Annotated in this window: 17 protein-coding genes and 3 pseudogenes; 11 read left to right on the forward strand and 9 right to left on the reverse strand. The window is 58.8% G+C overall.

Features of this window, described 5'->3' with window-relative positions:
* Positions 1-110 precede the first annotated feature (110 nt).
* Positions 111-632 carry a winged helix-turn-helix domain-containing protein gene (locus tag C474_RS14395; protein WP_008388084.1) on the forward strand — a complete coding sequence of 174 codons (522 nt, stop codon included), beginning with the start codon at positions 111-113 and terminating at the stop codon, positions 630-632.
* Between the two features lie 4 nt (positions 633-636).
* Here C474_RS14395 and C474_RS14400 read toward each other — a convergent pair whose 3' ends face one another.
* From C474_RS14400 to C474_RS14420, 5 genes are all read right to left on the reverse strand, one after another.
* Positions 637-1,344, reverse strand: a complete 708-nt coding sequence (locus tag C474_RS14400; RefSeq protein WP_008388086.1) for an ABC transporter ATP-binding protein — start codon at positions 1,342-1,344, stop codon at positions 637-639.
* Positions 1,341-2,150 carry an ABC transporter ATP-binding protein gene (locus C474_RS14405; RefSeq protein WP_083862060.1) on the reverse strand — a complete coding sequence of 270 codons (810 nt, stop codon included), beginning with the start codon at positions 2,148-2,150 and terminating at the stop codon, positions 1,341-1,343. The genes C474_RS14400 and C474_RS14405 overlap by 4 nt, the downstream gene beginning before the upstream one ends.
* Positions 2,143-3,267 carry a branched-chain amino acid ABC transporter permease gene (locus C474_RS14410; RefSeq protein WP_008388091.1) on the reverse strand — a complete coding sequence of 375 codons (1,125 nt, stop codon included), beginning with the start codon at positions 3,265-3,267 and terminating at the stop codon, positions 2,143-2,145. Before C474_RS14410 ends, C474_RS14405 begins: the two co-directional genes overlap by 8 nt.
* Positions 3,264-4,205 (reverse strand): branched-chain amino acid ABC transporter permease, encoded by a 942-nt coding sequence (locus C474_RS14415; RefSeq protein ID WP_160166844.1) that lies wholly within the window; start codon positions 4,203-4,205, stop codon positions 3,264-3,266. The genes C474_RS14410 and C474_RS14415 overlap by 4 nt, the downstream gene beginning before the upstream one ends.
* Before the next feature lie 91 nt (positions 4,206-4,296).
* Entirely contained in the window at positions 4,297-5,598 is a 1,302-nt protein-coding gene (locus C474_RS14420; protein WP_083862061.1) for an ABC transporter substrate-binding protein, read from the reverse strand.
* 291 nt (positions 5,599-5,889) lie between these two features.
* On the opposite strand from C474_RS14420, the gene C474_RS14425 reads away from it, so the two are divergent.
* Genes C474_RS14425 through C474_RS14435 form a run of 3 tightly spaced genes read left to right on the forward strand, consistent with a single transcriptional unit; the run spans position 5,890 to position 9,585 of the window.
* A complete protein-coding gene (locus C474_RS14425) occupies positions 5,890-7,836 on the forward strand; it encodes a 3-hydroxyacyl-CoA dehydrogenase/enoyl-CoA hydratase family protein (RefSeq protein WP_049917034.1) in 1,947 nt (648 codons plus the stop codon).
* Positions 7,837-7,840: 4 nt separating this feature from the next.
* Complete coding sequence (locus tag C474_RS14430) at positions 7,841-9,037, forward strand: thiolase C-terminal domain-containing protein (protein ID WP_008388098.1); 1,197 nt, start codon at positions 7,841-7,843, stop codon at positions 9,035-9,037.
* A complete protein-coding gene (locus C474_RS14435) occupies positions 9,034-9,585 on the forward strand; it encodes a Zn-ribbon domain-containing OB-fold protein (RefSeq protein ID WP_008388101.1) in 552 nt (183 codons plus the stop codon). The genes C474_RS14430 and C474_RS14435 overlap by 4 nt, the downstream gene beginning before the upstream one ends.
* A gap of 484 nt (positions 9,586-10,069) precedes the next feature.
* Here C474_RS14435 and C474_RS14440 read toward each other — a convergent pair whose 3' ends face one another.
* Positions 10,070-10,810 (reverse strand): IclR family transcriptional regulator, encoded by a 741-nt coding sequence (locus C474_RS14440; protein WP_008388103.1) that lies wholly within the window; start codon positions 10,808-10,810, stop codon positions 10,070-10,072.
* Positions 10,811-11,029: 219 nt separating this feature from the next.
* Here C474_RS14440 and C474_RS14445 point away from each other — a divergent pair, with 219 nt between their 5' ends.
* From C474_RS14445 to C474_RS14455, 3 genes are all read left to right on the forward strand, one after another.
* The gene (locus tag C474_RS14445) at positions 11,030-12,178 is read left to right on the forward strand and encodes an acyl-CoA dehydrogenase family protein (RefSeq protein ID WP_008388105.1); all 1,149 of its coding nucleotides are present in this window, start codon (positions 11,030-11,032) and stop codon (positions 12,176-12,178) included.
* A gap of 100 nt (positions 12,179-12,278) precedes the next feature.
* Positions 12,279-13,031: an enoyl-CoA hydratase/isomerase family protein gene (locus tag C474_RS14450; protein ID WP_008388107.1), complete on the forward strand. Its 753-nt coding sequence runs from the start codon at positions 12,279-12,281 to the stop codon at positions 13,029-13,031.
* Between the two features lie 70 nt (positions 13,032-13,101).
* A complete protein-coding gene (locus C474_RS14455) occupies positions 13,102-14,454 on the forward strand; it encodes a phenylacetate--CoA ligase family protein (protein ID WP_008388108.1) in 1,353 nt (450 codons plus the stop codon).
* A 94-nt stretch (positions 14,455-14,548) separates the two neighbouring features.
* Here the strand turns inward: C474_RS14455 and C474_RS14460 are convergent, their stop codons facing one another.
* Together C474_RS14460 and C474_RS21710 are read right to left on the reverse strand one after the other, a co-directional pair.
* Positions 14,549-15,439 (reverse strand): SDR family oxidoreductase, encoded by an 891-nt coding sequence (locus C474_RS14460; RefSeq protein WP_008388110.1) that lies wholly within the window; start codon positions 15,437-15,439, stop codon positions 14,549-14,551.
* 77 nt (positions 15,440-15,516) lie between these two features.
* A pseudogene (locus C474_RS21710) lies at positions 15,517-15,762 on the reverse strand (integrase core domain-containing protein); the annotation flags it as partial.
* Between C474_RS21710 and C474_RS23155 the strand changes: the two are divergent.
* Both C474_RS23155 and C474_RS14475 read left to right on the forward strand, forming a co-directional pair.
* Positions 15,762-16,395, forward strand: a pseudogene (locus C474_RS23155) (cbb3-type cytochrome c oxidase subunit I); the annotation flags it as partial. The pseudogenes C474_RS21710 and C474_RS23155 overlap by 1 nt on opposite strands.
* 285 nt (positions 16,396-16,680) lie before the next feature.
* Positions 16,681-17,346, forward strand: coding sequence for an IS6 family transposase (locus tag C474_RS14475; protein WP_449404855.1), 666 nt, complete (start codon positions 16,681-16,683; stop codon positions 17,344-17,346).
* A 160-nt stretch (positions 17,347-17,506) separates the two neighbouring features.
* Here C474_RS14475 and C474_RS14480 read toward each other — a convergent pair whose 3' ends face one another.
* The gene (locus tag C474_RS14480; protein WP_008388115.1) at positions 17,507-18,556 is read right to left on the reverse strand and encodes a YihY/virulence factor BrkB family protein; all 1,050 of its coding nucleotides are present in this window, start codon (positions 18,554-18,556) and stop codon (positions 17,507-17,509) included.
* A 467-nt stretch (positions 18,557-19,023) separates the two neighbouring features.
* Here C474_RS14480 and C474_RS21720 point away from each other — a divergent pair.
* Both C474_RS21720 and C474_RS14485 read left to right on the forward strand, forming a co-directional pair.
* Positions 19,024-19,696 (forward strand): annotated as a pseudogene (locus tag C474_RS21720) (IS6 family transposase).
* 308 nt (positions 19,697-20,004) lie between these two features.
* On the forward strand, positions 20,005-20,737 hold a 733-nt coding region (locus tag C474_RS14485; protein ID WP_008388122.1), incomplete at its 3' end, for an acyl-CoA dehydrogenase family protein.

Raw genomic sequence — 20,737 nt, forward strand, 5'->3', positions numbered from 1 at the left:
ACTGCCGTTTCAGGGCCCACGAGCGTCCCCCTGCTCGACAGAACTGTCTCACAACCTCCCTTCGGCGACGGTAACCTCTCGCCAGCGAACGGAGTCGAACGGAGTACCAAATGAGTCAGACAACGCCGAACTGGGAGTTCAGAGAACGCGACATCGCGATTCTCAAGGAACTCGCCGGGGACCCGCAACTGTCGGCCCGCGAACTGACCGAGATACTCGAGGAGACCTACGGGATCGACGTCAGTCACGTGACGGTGAGCAAGTCTATTCGGAACATGCGGGACGAAGGGGTGTTCAACGAGGCAATACTCCCCGATGACTCCTACTTTATTTTTGCGCTGATGGAGTTTCGATTCAACCCAGAGTACTTCGCCGAACACTGGCAGGCCGCGATGGAGTACATCCGAGACAGTCGGTACTCTCTGTTCTACTTCCTCTCTGACGGCGAGTACCAGTGGAAGTCAGTGATGATGTTCCCCGACCAAGAGCGCGAATCGAAGTGGCTCCACACCTTCTACAAAGAACACGGAAAGGTCGTCAGCAACGTCCGCAGTTCGACGGTAACCAACGTATTGAAGTTCAAAACGGAACCTGGCTTGTTCGACCATCTCGACCCGAGTGAGACCGAATGAGGCCTTACACGCCGAGGTACTCCTGTCGGAGCGCCTCGTCCTTACGCAACTGTTCCGTGGAGAGTTCCTCGACGATTTCGCCCTCGTCGATGACGTAATGACGCTCTGCGACGGCCATCGCGACGGCAACGTTCTGTTCGACCAATAGAACGCTCACGTCGCGTTTCCCGTTGATGTCCTTGATAATCGACTCGATTCGTCGGACGATAAGTGGTGCCAGTCCCTCGCACGGTTCGTCCATCAAAATCAACTGCGGGTTCGTGATGAGACTGCGTGCGATGGCGAGCATCTGCTGTTCGCCGCCGCTCATGTTCTTCGAGGGCCGGTCGTGCATATCCTTCAACTCGGGGAACTGGTCCCACACGTCGTCGATAGAGAGCGGGTCTTCGGCGTGATTCGCCGCCAGGCGAAGGTTCTCTTCGACGGTCAGATCACGGAAGCACCGCCGACCCTCGGGTACCAAACTCAACCCGAGCTCGGATATCTGGTAGTTGCGCCGCTCTCTGAGGTCGGTTCCGTCGAAGCGAATCTCGCCGCCGAGCACCGTCGGGACGTTCGCGCCGACGATTGCGTGCATCGTCGTGGTCTTTCCGGCGCCGTTGCGACCGAGCAATGAGACCACCTCATCCTCCTCAACGGAGAGGTCGACTCCGAACAGCACCTGCCCGGTCTCGTACCCGGCTTGGAGGCCAGCGACCTCGAGCAGGCTCATATCTCCTCCTTCATACCGCCAAGGTACGCATCCTGTACCTCTTGATTCGCCTGTACCTCTGCTGGCGTTCCGGTCGCAAGTACGCGTCCCCGGTTGAGGACGGTAATTCGATCGCTGATCGAGAGAACGATCCCCATATCGTGTTCGATGAGCATGAGTGTGAGACCGAGGTCTTCCTGTACGGTTCGGATGAGGTCGGTTATCTGGCCGGTCTCCTTCGACCCCAACCCGCTGGTTGGTTCGTCGAGCAGAAGCACCGACGGGTCGGTCGCCAGCGCCATCGCGATACCGAGGCGCCGCTGGTCGCCGTGAGAGAGGTTCTTCGCGGTCGTCTCTCTCTTGCGGCTCAGCCCGACCGATTCGAGTATCTCGGAGGCGCGGTCGACGTGCTGTGATCTCCCGTCGCCGAGCAACCCGAACGAGAACGTGCCGGTCTCGCTCGTCTGAACGACGATGCGAACGTTCTCTAAGACGGTGAGCTCGTTGAAGAGCTCGTTAGACTGGAACGACCGAGCTAAGCCTCGATGCGGCCGTTGTTCCTGCGGCACGTGGGTAATCTCTTCCCCGTGGAGATACCCCTCTCCGCCGGTGGGCGCCAGTGCGTGGGTCAGCGTGTTGAAGAGGGTAGTCTTCCCGGCCCCGTTCGGGCCGATGACGGCTCGCAACTCGCCGGTCGGTACGGCGATGTTGACGTCGTCCACAGCGACGATACCTCCGAACCGTTTGGTCAGCCCCGTGGCACCGAGCGCAGCGTCGGTTACGTCGGCCTCAGTTCCGGGTCGCTCACCAGTATCTGTCTCAGGCATTGTCTCTCTCGGATTTGATTCGATCGACGGCTTTCTTGACGACGCTTCTGAAAAGTCCCCAAATACCCTCCCGGGGAGCGACGACGACGGCGACGACGAACAACAACCCTAAGAAGAACTGCCAGTACGAGAGCACTCCGGAGAGGTCGACCCTGATCAGGGGAAACTGTTCAAGCGGCAGAACGAGTGTCTCGAAGTCGGTGAGGAAGTCCTCGGCGAACAACCAGACGAACGCGCCGGCGAGCGGACCGAAGAAGTAGTTCGCTCCCCCGAGCACGGTCATCAGGATCACGTCACCACTCGTCTGCACGGTCAGCAACGAGAGCGTCGCTCCCTGTTCGTTCACCTCCAGTATCGCGCCGGCGTACGCCGCGACGACGCCGCTCAGCGTGAACGCCCAGACCTTATAGCGGTAGGTGTTGATGCCCATCGCGCGAGCGAGGTCCCGATTCTCGCGAATCGCGACCAACGTTCGTCCGAACGGCGAGCGGACGAGTTGCCAGATGCACAGCAGGCCGACGAAAACGGCTGCTGCCACGAAGAAGTACCAATCGAACTGAAACCCCCCCAAAGAAACGTACTTCAGTCCCCGCTCCGTCTCGATCCAAGCGGGGACGGCACCGCCGGCGATTCCGGTCGTCCCGCCGGTCAGTCCGCCGGGGTCGTAGTTCGCGACGAAGTGCGCGGTGGTGCCGAAAGCGAGGGTGAGCATCGCGAAATATATCTCGCCTTTCTGTGCGATCAACCGCGCGATGAGGTAGGCGACGACACCCGCGACCAGGAGGGCCACGAGCGCCGAAAGCACGAACGGAGAATCGAACCGCGCCAACCCGATAGCGGTGACGTACGCGCCGATACCCAAGAACATCGCGTGACCGAACGACAGCAGTCCAGTGTAACCCAGTAGGATGTTGAACGAGGCGGCGAACAGCATCCAGATGAGGATGCTGTTTGCAACCGCGCCATACCCGAGCAACAAGTCCATCGAGACGACCGGCCGGACCGAGAAGACCAACAGGAGGGCACCGATGGGCACTCTGTACCGACCGACGACGGATTGAAGTGCGGTGAACACCCCCACCTCGTTGCTGTTGATCGTACTCGTTCGATCGCTCATTCGAGGAATCCCTCCTGACCGAACAGTCCGCGCGGCCGAACGAGCAACACGACGATCATCACCAAGTAGGGCACTAATCCACCGATTCCGGGGACGTTGATCGCCTCGATATTCGTTATCGACGCCAGCGTCGAGAGGTACAGCGGAGTCAGATACGCCGTCCCGCCGATAAGTAGTCCCGCGACGACGCTGCCAAAGAGGCTCCCGATGCCGCCGACAACGACAACGACGAAGGCGAGAATGATGAACTGCTCGTCCATCGCGACGTCCATTCCGACCGCGGTTCCGCGGAGAACGCCGCCGAGACCGGCGATCGTGGCGCCGAGAACGAACATCGAGATGAAACGCACGTTCATGTTGACGCCGAGGAACTCGGCCATCTCGCGGTCCAAGACACCTGCTCTGACCGAGAGACCGAAATCGGTCCGCTCGATGAGGAGATACACGGCCGCGATGACGATGACGGCGACGAGGACGGTGAACAGTCTGATCCGGGCCACCGTCGTTATGCCGAGGTCCATCCCTTTCGAGAGAATCTGCGGAGCGGCCACGCTCTTGGGCGCACCTCCCCAGATCGCTCTCGTCGCCTCGCCGATCATCAGCGAGAGTCCGAACGTCGCGAGTAACCCGTTGAGCGGGTCTTCATCGTAAAGATAGCGGAGCACTCCTCGCTCGATGACGACGCCGACGAGACCAACGACGAGAGGCGCCGCGATTAGAGCGATCCAGAACGAGACGCCCCAGACGGCCATGAACTGATAGGAGAAGTACGCACCGAGCATGAACAGGGCGCCGTGGGCGAAGTTGACGATACCGAGCAGCCCCAGTACGATAGACAGTCCGAGTGCGATCAACACGAGGATGAGCCCGTACACCAGCCCGCCGAGGACCTGGTCGACGAACAGACCGGGGCGGGTAACGGCGCTTAACACCGTCACCAGAAGGAGCACACTCCAGATCGCAGCCTCCGCTAGAGAGAGGCTTCGGCTCGATGAACCGGGGAGTGGGATTTCGTTCATTCTCTAGTACTCATAGCGAGCAGCCAGTCTCCTCACAGGAGCGCATCACGTCCGATCCCGGACTGGTTTTCTTGACGCTGAACCAGGCCTTGTACGGCTCGTTTTGCATCTTGCTCGTCTCGCGACCCGAGACCGCGTAGGTCGGATGGACGAGCTGGTGGTCGCAAGTTCGCCACTTCAGTTCACCAGGCATCACGGAGAGCGTCGTCTCGTTTTCGACCGTATGACCTTCCAAGGCGCCGCGGATTGCCTCCGCGTCGGTCGAACCCGCCCGCATCGCGGCACGAACCTGCTGGTCCATCGCGACGTAGGCGTTCGCGTGGCGGACGTACGGGTCGGTCTCACCCTTCTCAACCACCCGCTGTTTGAACTGCTCGCCGCTGTCCAGAGAGTTGACCCAGCCGATAGATGCGATGTCCATCATCGCGGCGGACTCCTGGCTTAGTCCCCAGAACATGATGTCCTCGGCCTGATGACCCATGAGCTTGAAGTCGTTGTGGAGGCCCTTGTTCCGGAGCTGTTTCATGCAGAGCTGTTTGTCCAGTCCGGGCATAAGAAGGCCGATGGCGTCGGCATCAGAGTTCGCGACGTTGTTCAGATACGGCGTGTAGTCGTCGTTGGGAAACGGTGTTGCCTCTTTTGCGACGACGCTCGCGCCGTTCGATTCGAGCGCTGCAGAGATTTGCTCTTGTGCGTTCTGCCCCCAGACGTAGTCGGAGTAGAGCAGATACCAGTCGTCAGCCACCTCTGCCATGCGCGGTCCGACGGTCTGGCTCATCATCGAGTTCGAGGAGTATGTGCGGAACATATAGGGCTGGCAGTTCTCCCCGGTGAGTGTGTCAGATGCACCATCGGCGATGAAGGAGACGCCGTTGTCGGACGCCCATGTTCCGATTTTCGTACAGACCGCCGACGAGAGTGCTCCCTGTGCGAAGTCGATGCCGTCAGCCGTCACTGCCCGCTTCATCCGTTCCAGCGCGGCGCTGGGATTGACTTCCGTGTCGTAGGTGCTGATTTCGATCTCGACGTCGAACTCTTTCGTGAGATCCTCGACGGCCAGTTCAGCACCAGTTACGAGTGATGGTCCGAACGGTGCGAACGGACCGCTCATCGGCGTGAACACGCCGACGTGGATCGAACTTGGACCCGATCCTCGGCTTGTCGTTCCGCCTTGTGATCCCGAACCCCCGCTACCTTCGTTCCCGCTGTCGCCACCACTGCCGCCGCCCGCACATCCGGCGAGACCGGTAGACGCGACAACCGACGCCGCTCCCGCCCTCTTCAGTACGGACCGTCTGGTAAGTGAACGCATAGTCCGGTCCGTGTCTTAGAGCCGAGAGCTATAACACTTTCGATGGTTAAGAAACACCTCCGAAGTGAGAGAGTGTGGAAAGCCTCCCGGAGCCAATACCATACGATGGCAACTCTCGTCTACAGAGCGTATCCCCCACCCCCTCCGTACCGTTGACAAGAAAAATAGCGTATAACTTCGTTAACTCACGGGGCCTCTAATCAGTACACTTCGTGTTTGGAGGCTATCCTGTTCGTACAATATGTATCCTCACCACAAGATTGAAGAGTCACGTTAACCCATCACAGTTGGATGCAGCAACCGGAAATCGAGCGTGTAGCAGTTCTCGGAGCCGGCAGCATGGGTCACGGCATCGCGGAGGTCGCCGCCATCGCTGGCTACACTGTTTCGCTCCGTGACATCGAAGCAGAGTTCGTCGAAGACGGCCTCGACAACATCGAGTGGAGTCTCGGAAAACTAGCCGAAAAGGGACAGATATCCGAATCAGCAGAGGACGTGTTCGAGCGTGTCTCCGGATACACCGACCTTGAGACAGCCGTCGAAGACGCGGATCTCGTTGTCGAAGCGGTGCCGGAGAAGATGGAGATCAAGAAAGACACCCTCTCAGAGGTAGACGAGTACGCCCCCGCTCGCGCGATCATCGCGAGCAACACGTCCGGGCTCTCCATCACCGAGATGGCGACCGCGACGGACCGCCCCGAACGCGTCGTCGGCACGCACTACTTTAACCCGCCCGTACGCATGGACCTCGTCGAAGTCGTCCACGGCGAGCAGACAAGCGACGAGACGATCGAGTCGGTCCACGAGTACGTCACCTCCGTCGGAAAGACCGGCATCGACGTGAAGAAGGACGTTCACGGATTCGTCGTTAACAACGTCCTCGTCCCGTTCATGGGAGAGGCCGCTTGGATGCTGGAGGAGGGGGACTGTACGATAGAGGAGGCCGACGCGGGGTTAGTGTACGACCGAGGCTACCCAATGGGGCCCTTCGAGTTGAACGACTACGGGGGGATCGACATCGCCAACGACTTCCTCGAAAACTCCGCTCACGGGGTCCCACCGTCTATCGCGGAGCACGTCGAAAACGAGACGCTCGGTCGCAAGAGCGGTGAGGGCTACTACCAATACGAGGACGGGAACGGACCGACGTACGAACCCGGCGACAGGGATGGCTTCGACACCCTACGCGTAGAGGCGCGGATGGTGAACGAAGCGGCCCGGCTAGTCGGCGACGGGGTCGCGACGCCGGAGGACATTGACTTAGGAGTTCGACTCGGGGGACGGTTCCCGCTCGGCACCTGCCGCGTCGGCGACAAAATCGGTCTCGACGTCGTCCTCAAAAAGCTCGAGGAGCTACACGAGGCTACCGGGGCCACGAGATACGAGCCCGCAGACTACCTCGTCGAACGAGTCGAGGCCGGCGAAACGGGCGAGGATGCCGGAAAAGGGTTCTACGACTACACGGGTGCGTGGCCCTACCAGTTCCTCAACGTTGATCTCGGCGACCGTGGCGTGCTCTCGATCGAATTCGACCGCACGGAGCGACTCAACGCCTTCAGCGAGGAGATGTTCGCCGAGGTCGACCGCGCGCTGAGCGACGCTGACACTGACGAGATCTCCTGCGTCGTGTTTTCGGGTGCGGGGGACCGCGCCTTCTCGGCGGGCGCAGACATCACTGGATTCACCGCCAACGCCCCCACGGAGATTATGGACGTTGAGGAGTCCATCGAACGAGTATACAGCTTCGAGCGACCGACGGTGGCCGCCATCGACGGATTCTGTCTCGGTGGCGGCTTCGAGTTGATGCTCGCCTGTGACATTCGTCTGGCCACAGAGCGTTCGACCTTCGGAAGCCCGGAGATCGATCTGGGTCTCATTCCGGGCGGGGGCGGGACCCAGCGACTGACGCAGCTCGTGGGCAAACCGCGTGCGAAAGAACTCATATTCCGAGGGAACCACTTCTCGGCCGAACGGGCCGCCGATTGGGGGATCATCAATCGCGACGTGCCGGTCGACGAGTTCGACAACACCGTCTCGGAGTTCGTCGACGACATCGCGTCGGGACCGAAGACCGCACTGAAGGTCGCAAAGCAGGTGATCAACGAGGGACAGGACGCGAGTCTCGATGCAGGCCTCAAGATGGAGAGTCAAGGGTTCGGGCTGCTGACCACCACAGACGACATGCTCGAAGGTGTACAAGCGTTCAGAGAGGACCGCGAACCGGAGTTCGAGGACTGATTCAATGCCACATAACGTAGCTATCGTTGGCGGCGGGCTCACCGAATGGGGCGAGCGCGACGCCACGTGGAAAGACCTCGCACAGGAAGCCGGAAAGGCAACGTTCAACGACGTCGACGGTATCGAACCCGAGGACGTCGAGGGACTGTTCGTCGGCGCTGTCCAACCCGAACGGTTCGCCTTCCAGAGTCACGTCGCCCCCCTCGTCGCCGAACTGCTGGGCGTCGAGGTGAACAAGATGATCGCTCGGACGGAGCTGGCCTGTGCCAGCGGGCAGGCCGCGCTCAGGTACGCCTGGCTGGCTATCGCGGCGGGGCAGTTAGACGTCGCTCTCGTCCTCGGCGTCGAGAAGATGAACATCGACAGAGAGCACATGCCGGAGATGCAGTCGAACATGACGAACGTGCTCGACCGTGAGTTCGACGGCGTCAACGGGCTGAACGGTCCCTCCCACTTCGCGCAGTTCGCACAGCGGCACATGCACGAGCACGGGACGACCGACGAGCAACTCGCGATGGTCAGCGCGAAGAACAAGAACCACGCCGCCGAGACGGACTTCGCGCAGTACCGAAAGCACGTCGATGTCGACGACGTACTCGACTCGTACCCCATCGCGCCGCCGCTCCGACTGCTCGATTGCAGCGGGATTACGGACGGGGCCGCAGGCGTGCTCCTCGTCAGCGAGGAGAAAGCCGAAGAGCTGGACGCTGAGACGACGGCGTACGTGACCGGCAGCGGTCAGTCGTGCATGGCAAGCAACTCGATAAATAACCTCCCATCGATGACGACGTGGCCGCAGGCCGGGGAAGCCTCTCGCGAGGCGTACGAACAGGCCGGCATCGAGGATCCACTGACCGACATCGACGTCGCGGAGGTCCACGACTGCTTCTCGATCAGCGAGATCATCGAGTACGAACAACTCGGCTTCGCGGACGAGGGGGAGGGCGGTCAGTTCATCGAGGACGGCCGGAGCCACCTTGACGGGGATGTCGCGGTGAACCCGCGCGGCGGACTGTTGGGTTGTGGTCACCCGCTCGGAGCGACGGGGGTCTGCCAAGCCTTGGAGGTGTATCGACAGTTCGCGGGCGACGTGCCGAACGCCCGGCAGGTACCCGGCGACCCCGAGACGGGACTTATTCACAACCTCAGCGGTAGCGGTTCGGTACACAGCGTTATGACCCTCGCGAGGGATCCACAATGACCGAGAACGACCAATCCGAGAAGAACGGCATCGTGGAAGCAGACGGAGGACAACTGTCGACGGACGGCGGTGAGCGCGCGGACCCGCCGCGGGATTCGGTTTCTATCCCCGATGAGATAGAACTCCCACGACTGCTCGATTTCTACGAGTTGCAGGATCCCGAGCACACACAGATCCACGAGTTCTACGACAACCTCCGCGAGGGCTCGTTCACGACGACCGAGTGTCCCGACTGCGGGGCGGTTCACTTCCCACCACGTATCGTCTGCCCGGAGTGTCACAGTGACGACCTCCACTACACGGATCTCCCCCACGAGGGGCAACTCCACTCGTTCACAGAAGTCCGCGGAACGGCCGCCATCGGGATGACTGACGACCCCCCGTTTGTCGTCGGAGTCGTGGACCTCGGCCCTATTCGTCTCTCCGCTCGTATTGATGACGCTGCGTACGATGACCTGGAAATCGGTGACCCAGTCGGGCTGAAGATCATGGAAATCGAGGGTCCGGCCGACCATGAGCGTGTGTTCTACCGCTTCGAGCCGGTCTGAGGGTCTCTGGAAGTAGCGATCGAACGTAATTCACGGTGAGAGGCGAGGAGGTGTCGTCGCTTCCGCTTCTCTCTTCGTTCTGGGAGTAGAGCAGAGTAGAGTTCTCATTCGAACGACGGCGCAGGAGTGCCATAGAGTGTCTCGCTTTCCTTTCGTCACACAGAGATGCTTCTTGGAACAGCAGACGTCTCGATCGAACCACCAGCAGGCGATACACGGGACTTCCGTCCAAGTATAGTAGACGACGTCACTGATATTGTTCGACCACAAGCAATTACGATACGTAGGATATACGTTACGAGTTTAGTACTGTAATGCTAGGGCCTATGTGATAGTTTGCTTTCCTTGCTACGGGCAAAAATTGGGTACGAGCATTCACCACAAAGACCAGTCGAGTCGTTCGTTCCGCGGTGCGTTCGGATATAGTAGACGGAGTCTCACCGGCTAGAAGATACTCGATGTGAAACCCGTTGTAGAAGTTGAGTCAAGCGCCGTAACGGTACTTTATTGTAACGCTGTCAACTTTTTCCTGTAGCTTCCGTCTTAGTTCGGTGCGATACGTTTCATCCCGAAGTCGCCCCGTCGGACATGCGATTCCCAACACTGCCCGAAGCACGCCATCTACGACGATCGGTACGGCGATGACGCCCATCCCCTGAACCTGTTGGTCCCAGTCGAACGCGAATCCATCCGTTCGGATCTGTTCCACTTCAGCCTGCAACGTCTGTGCATCGACGATTGTGGCTTCGGTTTGCCGCTCAAGACTCTCTTCGGTGATGATGGCACGCGTGCGGGATTCCTCCATATACGCCAGAAATACCTTTCCTGCAGCGTGTGTGTGAATTGGTAACGTCATACCGGGGTACGTACCTAGCTCAAGTGCTCTGCTTCCTGTCTCCTGGTGAAGGAGGATTGCCTCAGCCGATTCTTCGATAAGCAGCGTGACCAACTCGCCCGTCTCATCTGCCAGTGCTCGAATCTCTTCTTTCGAGACTTGGAAGATTCGGCTCCGGTATTTCAGCCTCGATCCCATTGTGAGAAACTGGTAGCTGAGACGGTACTTACCCCCATCGTTGATGACGTAACCCGTCGATTGTAGTGAGTGGAGGTAGACGTGCGCAGTACTCTTTGAGATTCCGAGCAGCGAAGCGATTTCAGACGGGCCTGCGCTACGGACTTCCCATAGCGTTCGGATAATCTCGAACGCCCTGAGAATCGACGTCATCGGAGGCGTGTCATTCGTCATCGTGTATATCGAACAGACTGCGACCACTAAATCGTTCGGATATGTTAGACACTCTCTGTCTGTCTCTGAGTTGATACTGCCTGAGTCTACAACTCGGTCTGCAAAGTGCTGATACGAGTATTGCGCCAGCAGGTCGGAGGACGGGCACTGAATGCTCCGAGCGTAACATTCTATACGATACCGAGACAGAGACACAGTATGGATCTGTTGGGAGAGTCGGTCGTTCCAGCGAATGCGATAGATACGAAACGGCGGGCGCAGTCGTTCGCCCGAGAACACGTCAAACCCGCCGCCGGCGAGTACTTCGAGTCGGGTGAGTACCCGATGGATGTGATCGAAGCGGCGCGCGAGAAGGGGTTAGTTGCACAAGAAATATCCAAAGAGTACGGTGGTGCGGGTCGATCGGTCGGCGAGGCCGTTGCCACCGCAGAGGAGTTCTTCCGGGCGGACGCGGGAATCGGACTTGCGCTCATGGGACAGAGTTTCGGAACCGGAATCTTAGAGCAATTCGGAACCGAGAAACAGAAAGACACATACCTTCGACCGATCGCAGCGGGAGAGATGATAACCGGGATGGCAATCTCCGAACCTGAAACTGGAAGCGACCTAGCGGGGATGGAAACGAGTGCAACCAAAGAGGGGTCGGAGTGGGTACTCAACGGCGAGAAGTATTGGATTGGAAATGGCGTCGAAGCCGACTGGATTCTCGTATATGTATGTACCGAAGAGACGGACGACCGTCACGATAACCACTCGCTGTTTATCGTCCCTACCGATAGCGATGGCTACGACGCCGAACACATCCCCAAGAAAATCGGAATGCACGCCTCCAAGCAGTCTCACATCACGTTTGAGAACTGCCGCGTGCCGCAGGAGAACCTCGTCGGCGAACGCGGCGAAGGATTTCGAATGGTCGCAGAGTTCTTCAATCACGGTCGGACACGTGTTGCAGCGCAGGGTATCGGCCTCGCTGCGGCGGCAATCGAAGAAGCGTGGGCGTTCGTCCACGACAGAGAGGAGTTCGGACGCTCCGTTTCAGACTTCCAGTCCGTCCGTCACGACTTAGCAGATATGCGGACGCAGTTTGAAAGCGCCAGAACGCTGCTGTGGCATGCGGTCGAGCGGCTCGAATCGGACGAAGACGCTGCAGAATGGGCGGCGATGGCAAAGTTGAATGCGACCGAGACAGCCGCTGACTGCGCCCAGACCGCGATTCGACTGCACGGCGGATGGGGCGTTCTCGATGAAAGTCGGATCGGACGGATCTATCGCGACGTTCGGATGCCGATGGTCTACGAGGGCGTGAGCGAGATTCAGCGCGACATCGTCTACGAGAACTTCGCGTGAGACAAGCCAAGTCCGCCCACACCGAATCATCTCGGGGACTCCGAGTCGTTTACGCCGGATACGTGAAGTTTTAACACACAGTGGCGTTGTTTTTCGGAGTATGGACTGCACCAACGGTTACGTCCGCGTCGATGCCTCCGACGACGTGGCTGAGATAATTTTGGACGGTGAGACCGACCTCAACACGATCGATTTACCGATGTCAGAGGACTTCGCCGAGGCGGTCGCACACGTCGAACGCGGGGACTACCGAGCCGCGATCATCCGAGGAGCGGACGGAACGTACTGTGCGGGCGGAGATCTCTCTCAGGATCCGGAGGCGTTCGTGAAGACGGTTGATGTCAGCATCGATGCGATCATCGATATCCATCGCTCGGGGACGCCCTATATCGCTGCGATGGAAGACGTCGCGGTCGGCGGTGGGCTCGAAATCGCACTCGGCTGTGACCTCCGCGTCGCTGAAACCAGAACCACGTTCGCGCTACCGGAGGCTTCTCGCGGGATCATTCCGCCGGCCGGTGCTATCCGGTTTCTCGCCCAGATGATCGGCAGCGCTCGCGCGCGTGAACTCCTTCTGACGGGGCGTTCTTTCAGCGCCGAGGAAGCCGCCGAGTGGGGTCTCATCGTCGAATCCGCCGAGGATGCGCTGGCTTCCGCGACCGAACTCGCAGAAACACTCACGGCTCAGTCACCGGCTTCGATCACGGCGGTCACGAAGTCGTTGAACGAAGCGTACCCCGCACCGATCTCTTCGGCGAAATGGGATCTCGAACTCGCGCGGACGCTAGCGTCCGGCGAAGACTTCGAGGAGGGCCGTCAGGCCTTTTTCGAAGATCGAGACCCTGATTTTTGACAGGAAGCAGCAATACTATCCCTTGATACAATTATTAACTACCGGTACCGTAGCTAGGAGAAGCGAAACCATGTCAAAGACCCCCAACGAGGCGTTCGCTGAGATAGAAACGGAACCGTGGGAAGAGGTCCAAGCCCGCCAGGAGGAGCTACTGAGCGACCAGATAGACTATCTCACCGAGAACTCCTCGTACTATCGAGCGAAGTTCGAAGAGTGGGACATCGATCCACACGCGATCGAAACGGTGTCGGATCTCAGAGACGTTCCGTTCACTGAGAAAGACGACGAGCGAGCGAACCAGTCGGAGACAGACCGGGCTCAGCCATTGGGAGCGCATCAAGCCGCAGCCCGCGAGGACCTCAATCGAATCATGTCCTCGTCTGGGACGACGGGTGAGCCGACGTTCTTCGGATTGACTGAGAGCGATCTCGACGCGTGGATCGAGATGTGTGCCCGTTCGGTGTACGCTGCAGGTGTTCGTCCGGACGACGTGTTCGTACACGCGATCGGTCGAACGATGGTTCCTGGAGGGTTGCCGTACATCCAAGGAATTGAGCGCACCGGGGCGACAGTCGTTCCTGCGGGCGACGGCGACACCGAACGCATCCTGAAAACGACGGAGAAGCTTGATGCCGATGGTATGTTCTCTACGGCATCGTACTTCCAGTACCTCGTCGACCGCGCTCCCGAGGCGGTGGGAAAAGAGGTGAGCGAGATGGCTCTGGACACTCTCATCGGCGGGGGCGAACCGGGGATGGCTGATTCCAAGATCAGACAGCAGTTGTACGAGGCGTACGGTGCAGACCGGATCTCAGAGGTTATGGGCATCGGAGATATCGCTGCGGCCCTCTCGGGGGAGGGTCGCGAGGAAGACGGGATGCATCTCGTCTGTCAGGAGTACGTGCTGGTCGAACTCGTTGACTCCCACACCGGGGAGGCTATCGAGATGGAAGCCGGCGCAGAGGGAGAGTTAGTCTATACCCCTTTGATGCGAGAAGCGACCCCACTGTTGCGGTTCCGTTCGGGGGACTACGCTCGCATCACCGGCGTGGGAGAGTGTGCCTGTGGGCGCACCTCGCCGAAGATCCAGGTTATCGGACGCGCCGATGACATGCTCATCTACAAGGCGCAGAACGTCTATCCTGCGGGTATCCGAGAGGTCCTTGCGGACGTAGACGGCGCGAGTTCGCGAATGAAGGTCGTGCTTCCAGAGGCCGGAACGGTCCAGTTCGACCGCCCGATTCCGGTGGAGGTCGTTCGGACCGAGGAGACCGACCGTTCGGACACTGAGATTGCCGAGGAGTTCGCGTCACTCGTCCGAGAGCGATTGAACGTACGAATCGAACCGACGGTCGTGCCGCGCGAGGGGATCGATATCTCGGTCTACAAGACAGATCTGGTCCGAGTGACAGATGAAGACTGATCGAAAGCGCTGGCTCGCAGTTCTGTCGACTCTCGAGAACCGGAGCGGTACGAATTGTCGAGAGCGGCCGAAGCGACCGTTGAGTCGGAACAGCCTACCAGTCGGGGACGTCCGAACGGTCCAGATTCGTGTCGTCACCGAGCGTCTCCTCGAATCTATCAGACAGGGTGGCGACGTCCCAGCCGCCTTCATTGAAAGCGATCCGTTCCGGGGTGGGCTCCGAGAGCAGGGCGATTGCGTCGCCGGCTACCCTGACTGTACAACCTGTCACGCGAGTCGCCTCATCGCTGAGTAGGTACGCGACGGCGGGAGCGACCTTCTCGACGGGGTACGCGTCGGGATCCAGAAACGCGTTGGTCATCCCAGTGTATGCGACAGGAACCAACGCGTTCACTCGAACCCCGAATTGAGCCAGTTCCATCGCCGCAGTTCGGGTGAGGCCCAAGATGCCTGCTTTCGCGGCAGCGTAGTTGGCCTGACCGGGGTTCCCCTTCGCAGACGGACTGCTCACCGTGAGAAACGACCGCGTCTCCGCTGACCCACTACCCTGGCCGTCGATGTCGCTCGTTTCGGTCTCGCGGTTCCCGTTCTGCCAGTACCGTCCTGCGGCTCGGAGCAAGGTGAAGTGACCGGTGAGGTGGACGTCAATAACGCTATTCCATTCTTCGTCGGACATGTTCGTCAGGTACCCGTCTCGGAGCATCCCAGCGAAATTGACGATACCGTCGAGACGGCCGTGTTCTTCGACCGTTTCCGAGATGAGCCGGCCCACATAATTAGTACTCGTCACATCACCGGCGTGGGCCGCCGCGTCGCCGCCGTTGTTGATGATCTGTTCGACTACCTGCCGCGCCGACGGATCACCTGTGTCCGGCTCGAGATCGTTTACGACGACGGTTGCGCCGTTCGCGGCCAATATCTTCGAAGCCGCCGCTCCCAATCCACCCGCCCCACCCGTTACGATCTGTACCGTTCCGTCCAACATATTCCTCACTCTGTCCCGTCTTACTAAGTTGTTTGCCACGGCTCGCGTTCGACGCAACTATCAGAATCCGGCACTGTCTAGTTAACCTCCTCAGCTGGTGTTCGTCCGTTGAGCGCCTGATGCGGTCGTTGAAAATTATAATAGTGAACAAACAGCGCAAGCCACTGACGGACGCTCAGCCGACTGCCCACCCATGAAGTGTGAAACCACTTTTCGATTAGGTTTCGGTCCGTGTAGTCAACTCGACCGCTCAATCCTAATCGAGAGAGGACAGTCCGATAGCCGAACTGGTCGACCAGAAACACAGTGTCTTCGCAATCGTAAGGACTTCCCGTATCGGCTGGCGTTCATGATCATCATCGCCAGTGGGTTCTGGAACTTCGTCGGCGGGGGCGTGCTCGGGTTCTTCATCAATCTCCCGCTCGTGAACTACTACGAGCACGGCACGTTCCTCACGGTCGGCCACGCCCACGGCGCGATGTTCGGTGCGTTCGGCTTCCTCGCGCTCGGTATGGCAGTCTACGCCCTCCAATTCACTACCAAAGCCGGAAAGTGGGATCCGACGAACCTTAAGCGCGCGTTCTGGGTATTGAACGCCGGGCTCGCGTGGATGGTCTTCATTGGTGACGTCCCCGTCGGCTTCCTCCAACTAGAGACGGTCTTCANCCGGGCTCGCGTGGATGGTCTTCATTGGTGACGTCCCCGTCGGCTTCCTCCAACTAGAGACGGTCTTCACGGAGAACTACGACGCCGGCTGCTCACTCACATTCTACAACCGTGACATTGTCCAGTGGCTGTTCTGGGCGCGCCTGCCGGGCGACATCCTCATTATCGTGGGCGCGGGCATGTTCGCCTATGACGTCCTGAAGAAACGGTTCGTCCACCGCGAGGAACCCGACACCGTCGCTGACGGAACAATCATCTCTCGACGTATCTTCGCCGGAGACGACGATTAACGCCTACAGCTACCTCAAATTCCTACAATACTGTCTCTGTTGAAACCCTCTTGCAGTCTTCCGATTTGCTGAGATACTAGTTTTACAGTGGACCCGTAGAATCCGGTTAGGAGGAATGTCTCCACGAAATATAAGTAATAAATTATTTCGTCGGAGACACAATACTTGAAATGGCACTGTCTAGTTAAGAGCGAGCAGGTCAAAGAGCTAGTGTTCTATACCACCCTCAAACCGCCCAATCAGAGTGTGAACACGACTACCCTTGAGTATTGGCAGCGGGAGTGGATGGCGAACGCCCTGAGGGGCGTCGCCGTCCGCCTTCACGCTGCCAGTCCCTCGCTCAGAGAAACAGAATTGATACTTCGCTTGATCGGCGTAGGTCGCTCGTTTCAGGCGATCTTCCAGTGGGGTTCATCGACTGGCCAACAGTGTCTCCAACCCGCCTTCGTTCCCGAGAACACAGCTCTCGTACAGCCAACCAGAACGCTGTGCGTTCTGGTGACGGTGAAGCCGAAGCGGGCCGCTGTCGACGAGACCGCTGTCAAAATCAACGGAGAATGGTCTTGGTTGTACGCTGCAATAGACCTCGACACAAAGTTACTCCTCGACGTACAGCTGTTCAAGCGGCATGGCACCGACCCAGCGGCTGCGTTTCTTCACGGAGTCGTCGAGAAACACGATTGTGAAGACACCGTGTTTCTGGTCGATCAATTCGGCTACCGGACTTCCCTCTCTCGATTAGGACTGAGCGGTCGGGTCGACTACACCGACCGAAATCTGATTGAGAAGTGGTTTCATACCCTCACAATGCGAGTCGACCGCTTTCATAATTCGTGGGTGGGCAGTCGGCTGAGCGTCCGTCAGTGTCTTGTGTTGTTCGTGCATTATTATAACTTTCAACGACCGCATCAAGCGCTTGACGGACGAACACCGGTTGAAGAGGTTAACTAGACAGTGCCTATTGTGGATATTGCACATGGTAATAACAGGTCCAGGTCGCGTTCATGGTAGAAGCAATCGTTGGAGATCACTCAAATCCAAAGAGAACAGAACAACTGAACAGAAGATTACGTCAGCAGTACTCAACTCGCGATAAGCGTCGATTAAGGGGTCAGTTGCCACTCTCGTTGTCGGACTGCCACCGCAATCGTATTTCGTGAACGCACCCTCCATCACCCTCCTGAGTATCTTCAGTTACGGAAACCGTCTCACGGGGCGGATCGCGCCGAGTAGTGGATTCTGTTCTCGTCGGACGCATACCTTCATACCGGCCAGTAAGATCCTCGCGGAGCTGTCGGAGATACGTCGCCGTCTCGGTGATATTCATATCCGTATTCACCATCGAAGATCCACTCTCGATTCCGACGATCTCATCAGTCCGACCGATGGCGACTGCGTTGACCACTGCGCCCAGCAACAGGATGACGCCGCTGAAGTACAGCCACGTGACCAACAGGAGAATACTCGCGATGAGATTTCCGCCACCACCACTCACGGAGACGTACACCTGAAATAGGACCTGCAGGACGGCCCATCCAACCGCCCCAACGATCGTTCCCGGAAGGACCGCTCGTGGTTCGACGTCGATCTCCGGGAAGAGATAATACATTGGGAAGAATGCCGCGATGAGACCGACGACAAGGAGGAGAGGAACCGCGACCCCGATAAACGGAACGAACGAGAAGAACGCGACGACGCTAGTGGCGCCGACCATCGCGACGATTCCCAACGTCAGCGTCACGAGTACCAACAGGCTCTTCTTGACCTGGCCGACGAACGACTCCTGAGCAGTCGTCTCGTAGATCTCCGAGAATGCGGTATCGAGGCCTCGGAACACCTTGATAGCCCCCCAGACGAGTGTGAGCACTCCGATGATCGACGCTCCGATCGTTGACCCGGAACTACTCCCGCTCTGTTGTTCGATCATCACTTCGATAACTCCACCAACCGACGGCGAGACACTCTCGGTGGCGACCGTGATGATTCGTTGCTGTAGTTCGGGAACGCCAAATATCGATACCGCGAGGAGGAAAAACATCACTAACGGCACGAGCGAAACGAACGCGCTGTAAGCGATGCTTCCGGCGAGGAAGGTGACGTTCTTATCGCTAAAAATACTCTTCGTCGATTTCGCGCCCGAAATCAGCGACTGGAGCTGCATAGGTCCCTCTATCACTATCAGGGAATATAATCCAAGGGGTCAATCGTATACTGACTGAATTCGTTCGGGCACTCGTCAGTCCCGAGGATGCGCTGAGACCTCCCGATACACGATAATCACCCGCGAAACTGCGAGAAGCACCACAATCCACGGAGTGGACGTTCTGATTGCCTTGTCCGTTGCCGGACCATCTTGCGACTGAGTCTCTCCTTCCTTGCTGAGTTCCTGTGACGGATTCAGATGACGAACGAGAGGGGAGGGAACCACTGAACCGGAACACCACTCTCTGTGGAGGTCTGGACACGCGACAGGGGGTTCAGTGGTCATGCGGTATTTGTGGTACTCAATTATAATCCTCTCAGTAGTTCAAATATCCAATATGTTGTTGGGAATGAAGATATAGTACACGGCACTGTCTAGTTAAGCCAGTTTGAGAAGCGAGCAGGTCGTTGAGTGAATCGACCAAGATGCTCGCAGACCTGCTCAGTAAATCGTTTGCGGCGGATTTAGAAGAATGTTGGGAGCGTGAGCGGACGGCGACGCCCGTCAGGGCGTTCGCCGTCCGCCTTCACGCGACCGGATGTTCACTCAGAGAAATAGCTTCGATCCTCGCTGATTTAGGCGTTGAACGCTCTCATCAGGCGATTTTCCAGTGGGTACATCGGCTGGCTGACAGCGTCTCGGACCCGCCGACGGCGAAGCCGAAGCGGTCGCGGTCGACGAAACCGCTGTCAAAATCAACGGTGAATGGTCTTGGTGATACGCCGCAATAGACCTCGACACAAAGTTACTTCTCGACGTACAGCTGTTCAAACGACATGGCACCGATCCGGCGGCTGCGTTCCTTCATGGAGTCGTCGAGAAACACGATTGCGAAGACACTGTGTGTCTGGTCGATCAGTTCGGCTATCGACTGCTGTCTCTCGATTAGGATTGAGCGGCCGGGTTGACTATACGGATTGAAACCTCATCGAAAAGTGGTTGCATACCCTCAAGATGCGAGTTGACCGCTTCCATAATTCGTGGGTGGGCAGTCGGTGGAGCGTCCGCCAGTGGCTTGCGCTGTTCGTTCAGTACTACAATTTTCAACGATCGCATCAAGCGCTCAATGAACGAACACCGGTTGAGGAGATTAACTAGACAGTGCCCTTAATCTATACTTTTTTGGCTATCTCTTCACGAGGAGTTCTTCCTGATCTGCCAATAAGACCACTGCACCAACGATAAATTGATTCAATTCCGTCTGCACTCACTCGCAGGATCATCGCAATTATAGAACACCTACTGATCGAGTCCGACTGTGACTCCGTTATCGTCGGCCGAGGTAATGGAGCGGCTGCCCATGCCAACGGTGTGAACGTTGATCTTCGGGATGTGGACGGCGACTGATTGATCCTGTTCCGTTCGGCACGTACGTTTATGGGGTCGCACGCCGACTCGGTGGTTGTATGCATCTCATCGAGGCAGCGCTGTCGGAGAGCCACCGGACCGTCCGCGACAGGGCAGACGCGTTCGTCGAAGAGGTCGTCGCGCCCCGCGCGGCGGAGATAGAGGCGACCGACGAGTTCCCGCGCGACGTCGTCAAGGCGGCGGGCGAACGCGGTCTGTTGGGGCTCCTCCTCCCGGACGGGTACGGCAACCTCTCCTCGGACTTCCTCGGGTACTGTCTGGCGGTCGAACGGATCGCGGCCGAGAGCGGCGCCGTCGCGGAGACGATTCAGGGGCACACGTTCGCGGCCCTCCCCNTCGGGTACTGTCTGGCGGTCGAACGGATCGCGGCCGAGAGCGGCGCCGTCGCGGAGACGATTCAGGGGCACACGTTCGCGGCCCTCCCCCTCGCCCGCTTCGGGACGGACGAACAGAAGGAGCGATACCTCGAACCGATGGTGAACGGGGAGGCCGTCGGCGCGATGCTCCTGACCGAACCGGGTGCGGGAAGCTCACCCTCCGAGTTGCAGACGGTGGCCGAGGCGACAGACGACGGCTACCGCATCTCCGGCGAGAAGGCCTTCGGGACGAACGCCGGCGTCGCGGACGTCCACCTCGTCGTCGCCCGCAAGCGCCCGCAACCCGAGGATTCTCACGGCGTCAGCGTCTTCCTCGTTCCCGGCGCCGAAGGGACGGACGGCTTCGCGTTTGACCGCGTCGAGTACATGGGGATGCGCGGCCACGTCACGGGCG

Source organism: Halogeometricum pallidum JCM 14848, assembly GCF_000337095.1.
Lineage (GTDB): Archaea > Halobacteriota > Halobacteria > Halobacteriales > Haloferacaceae > Halogeometricum > Halogeometricum pallidum.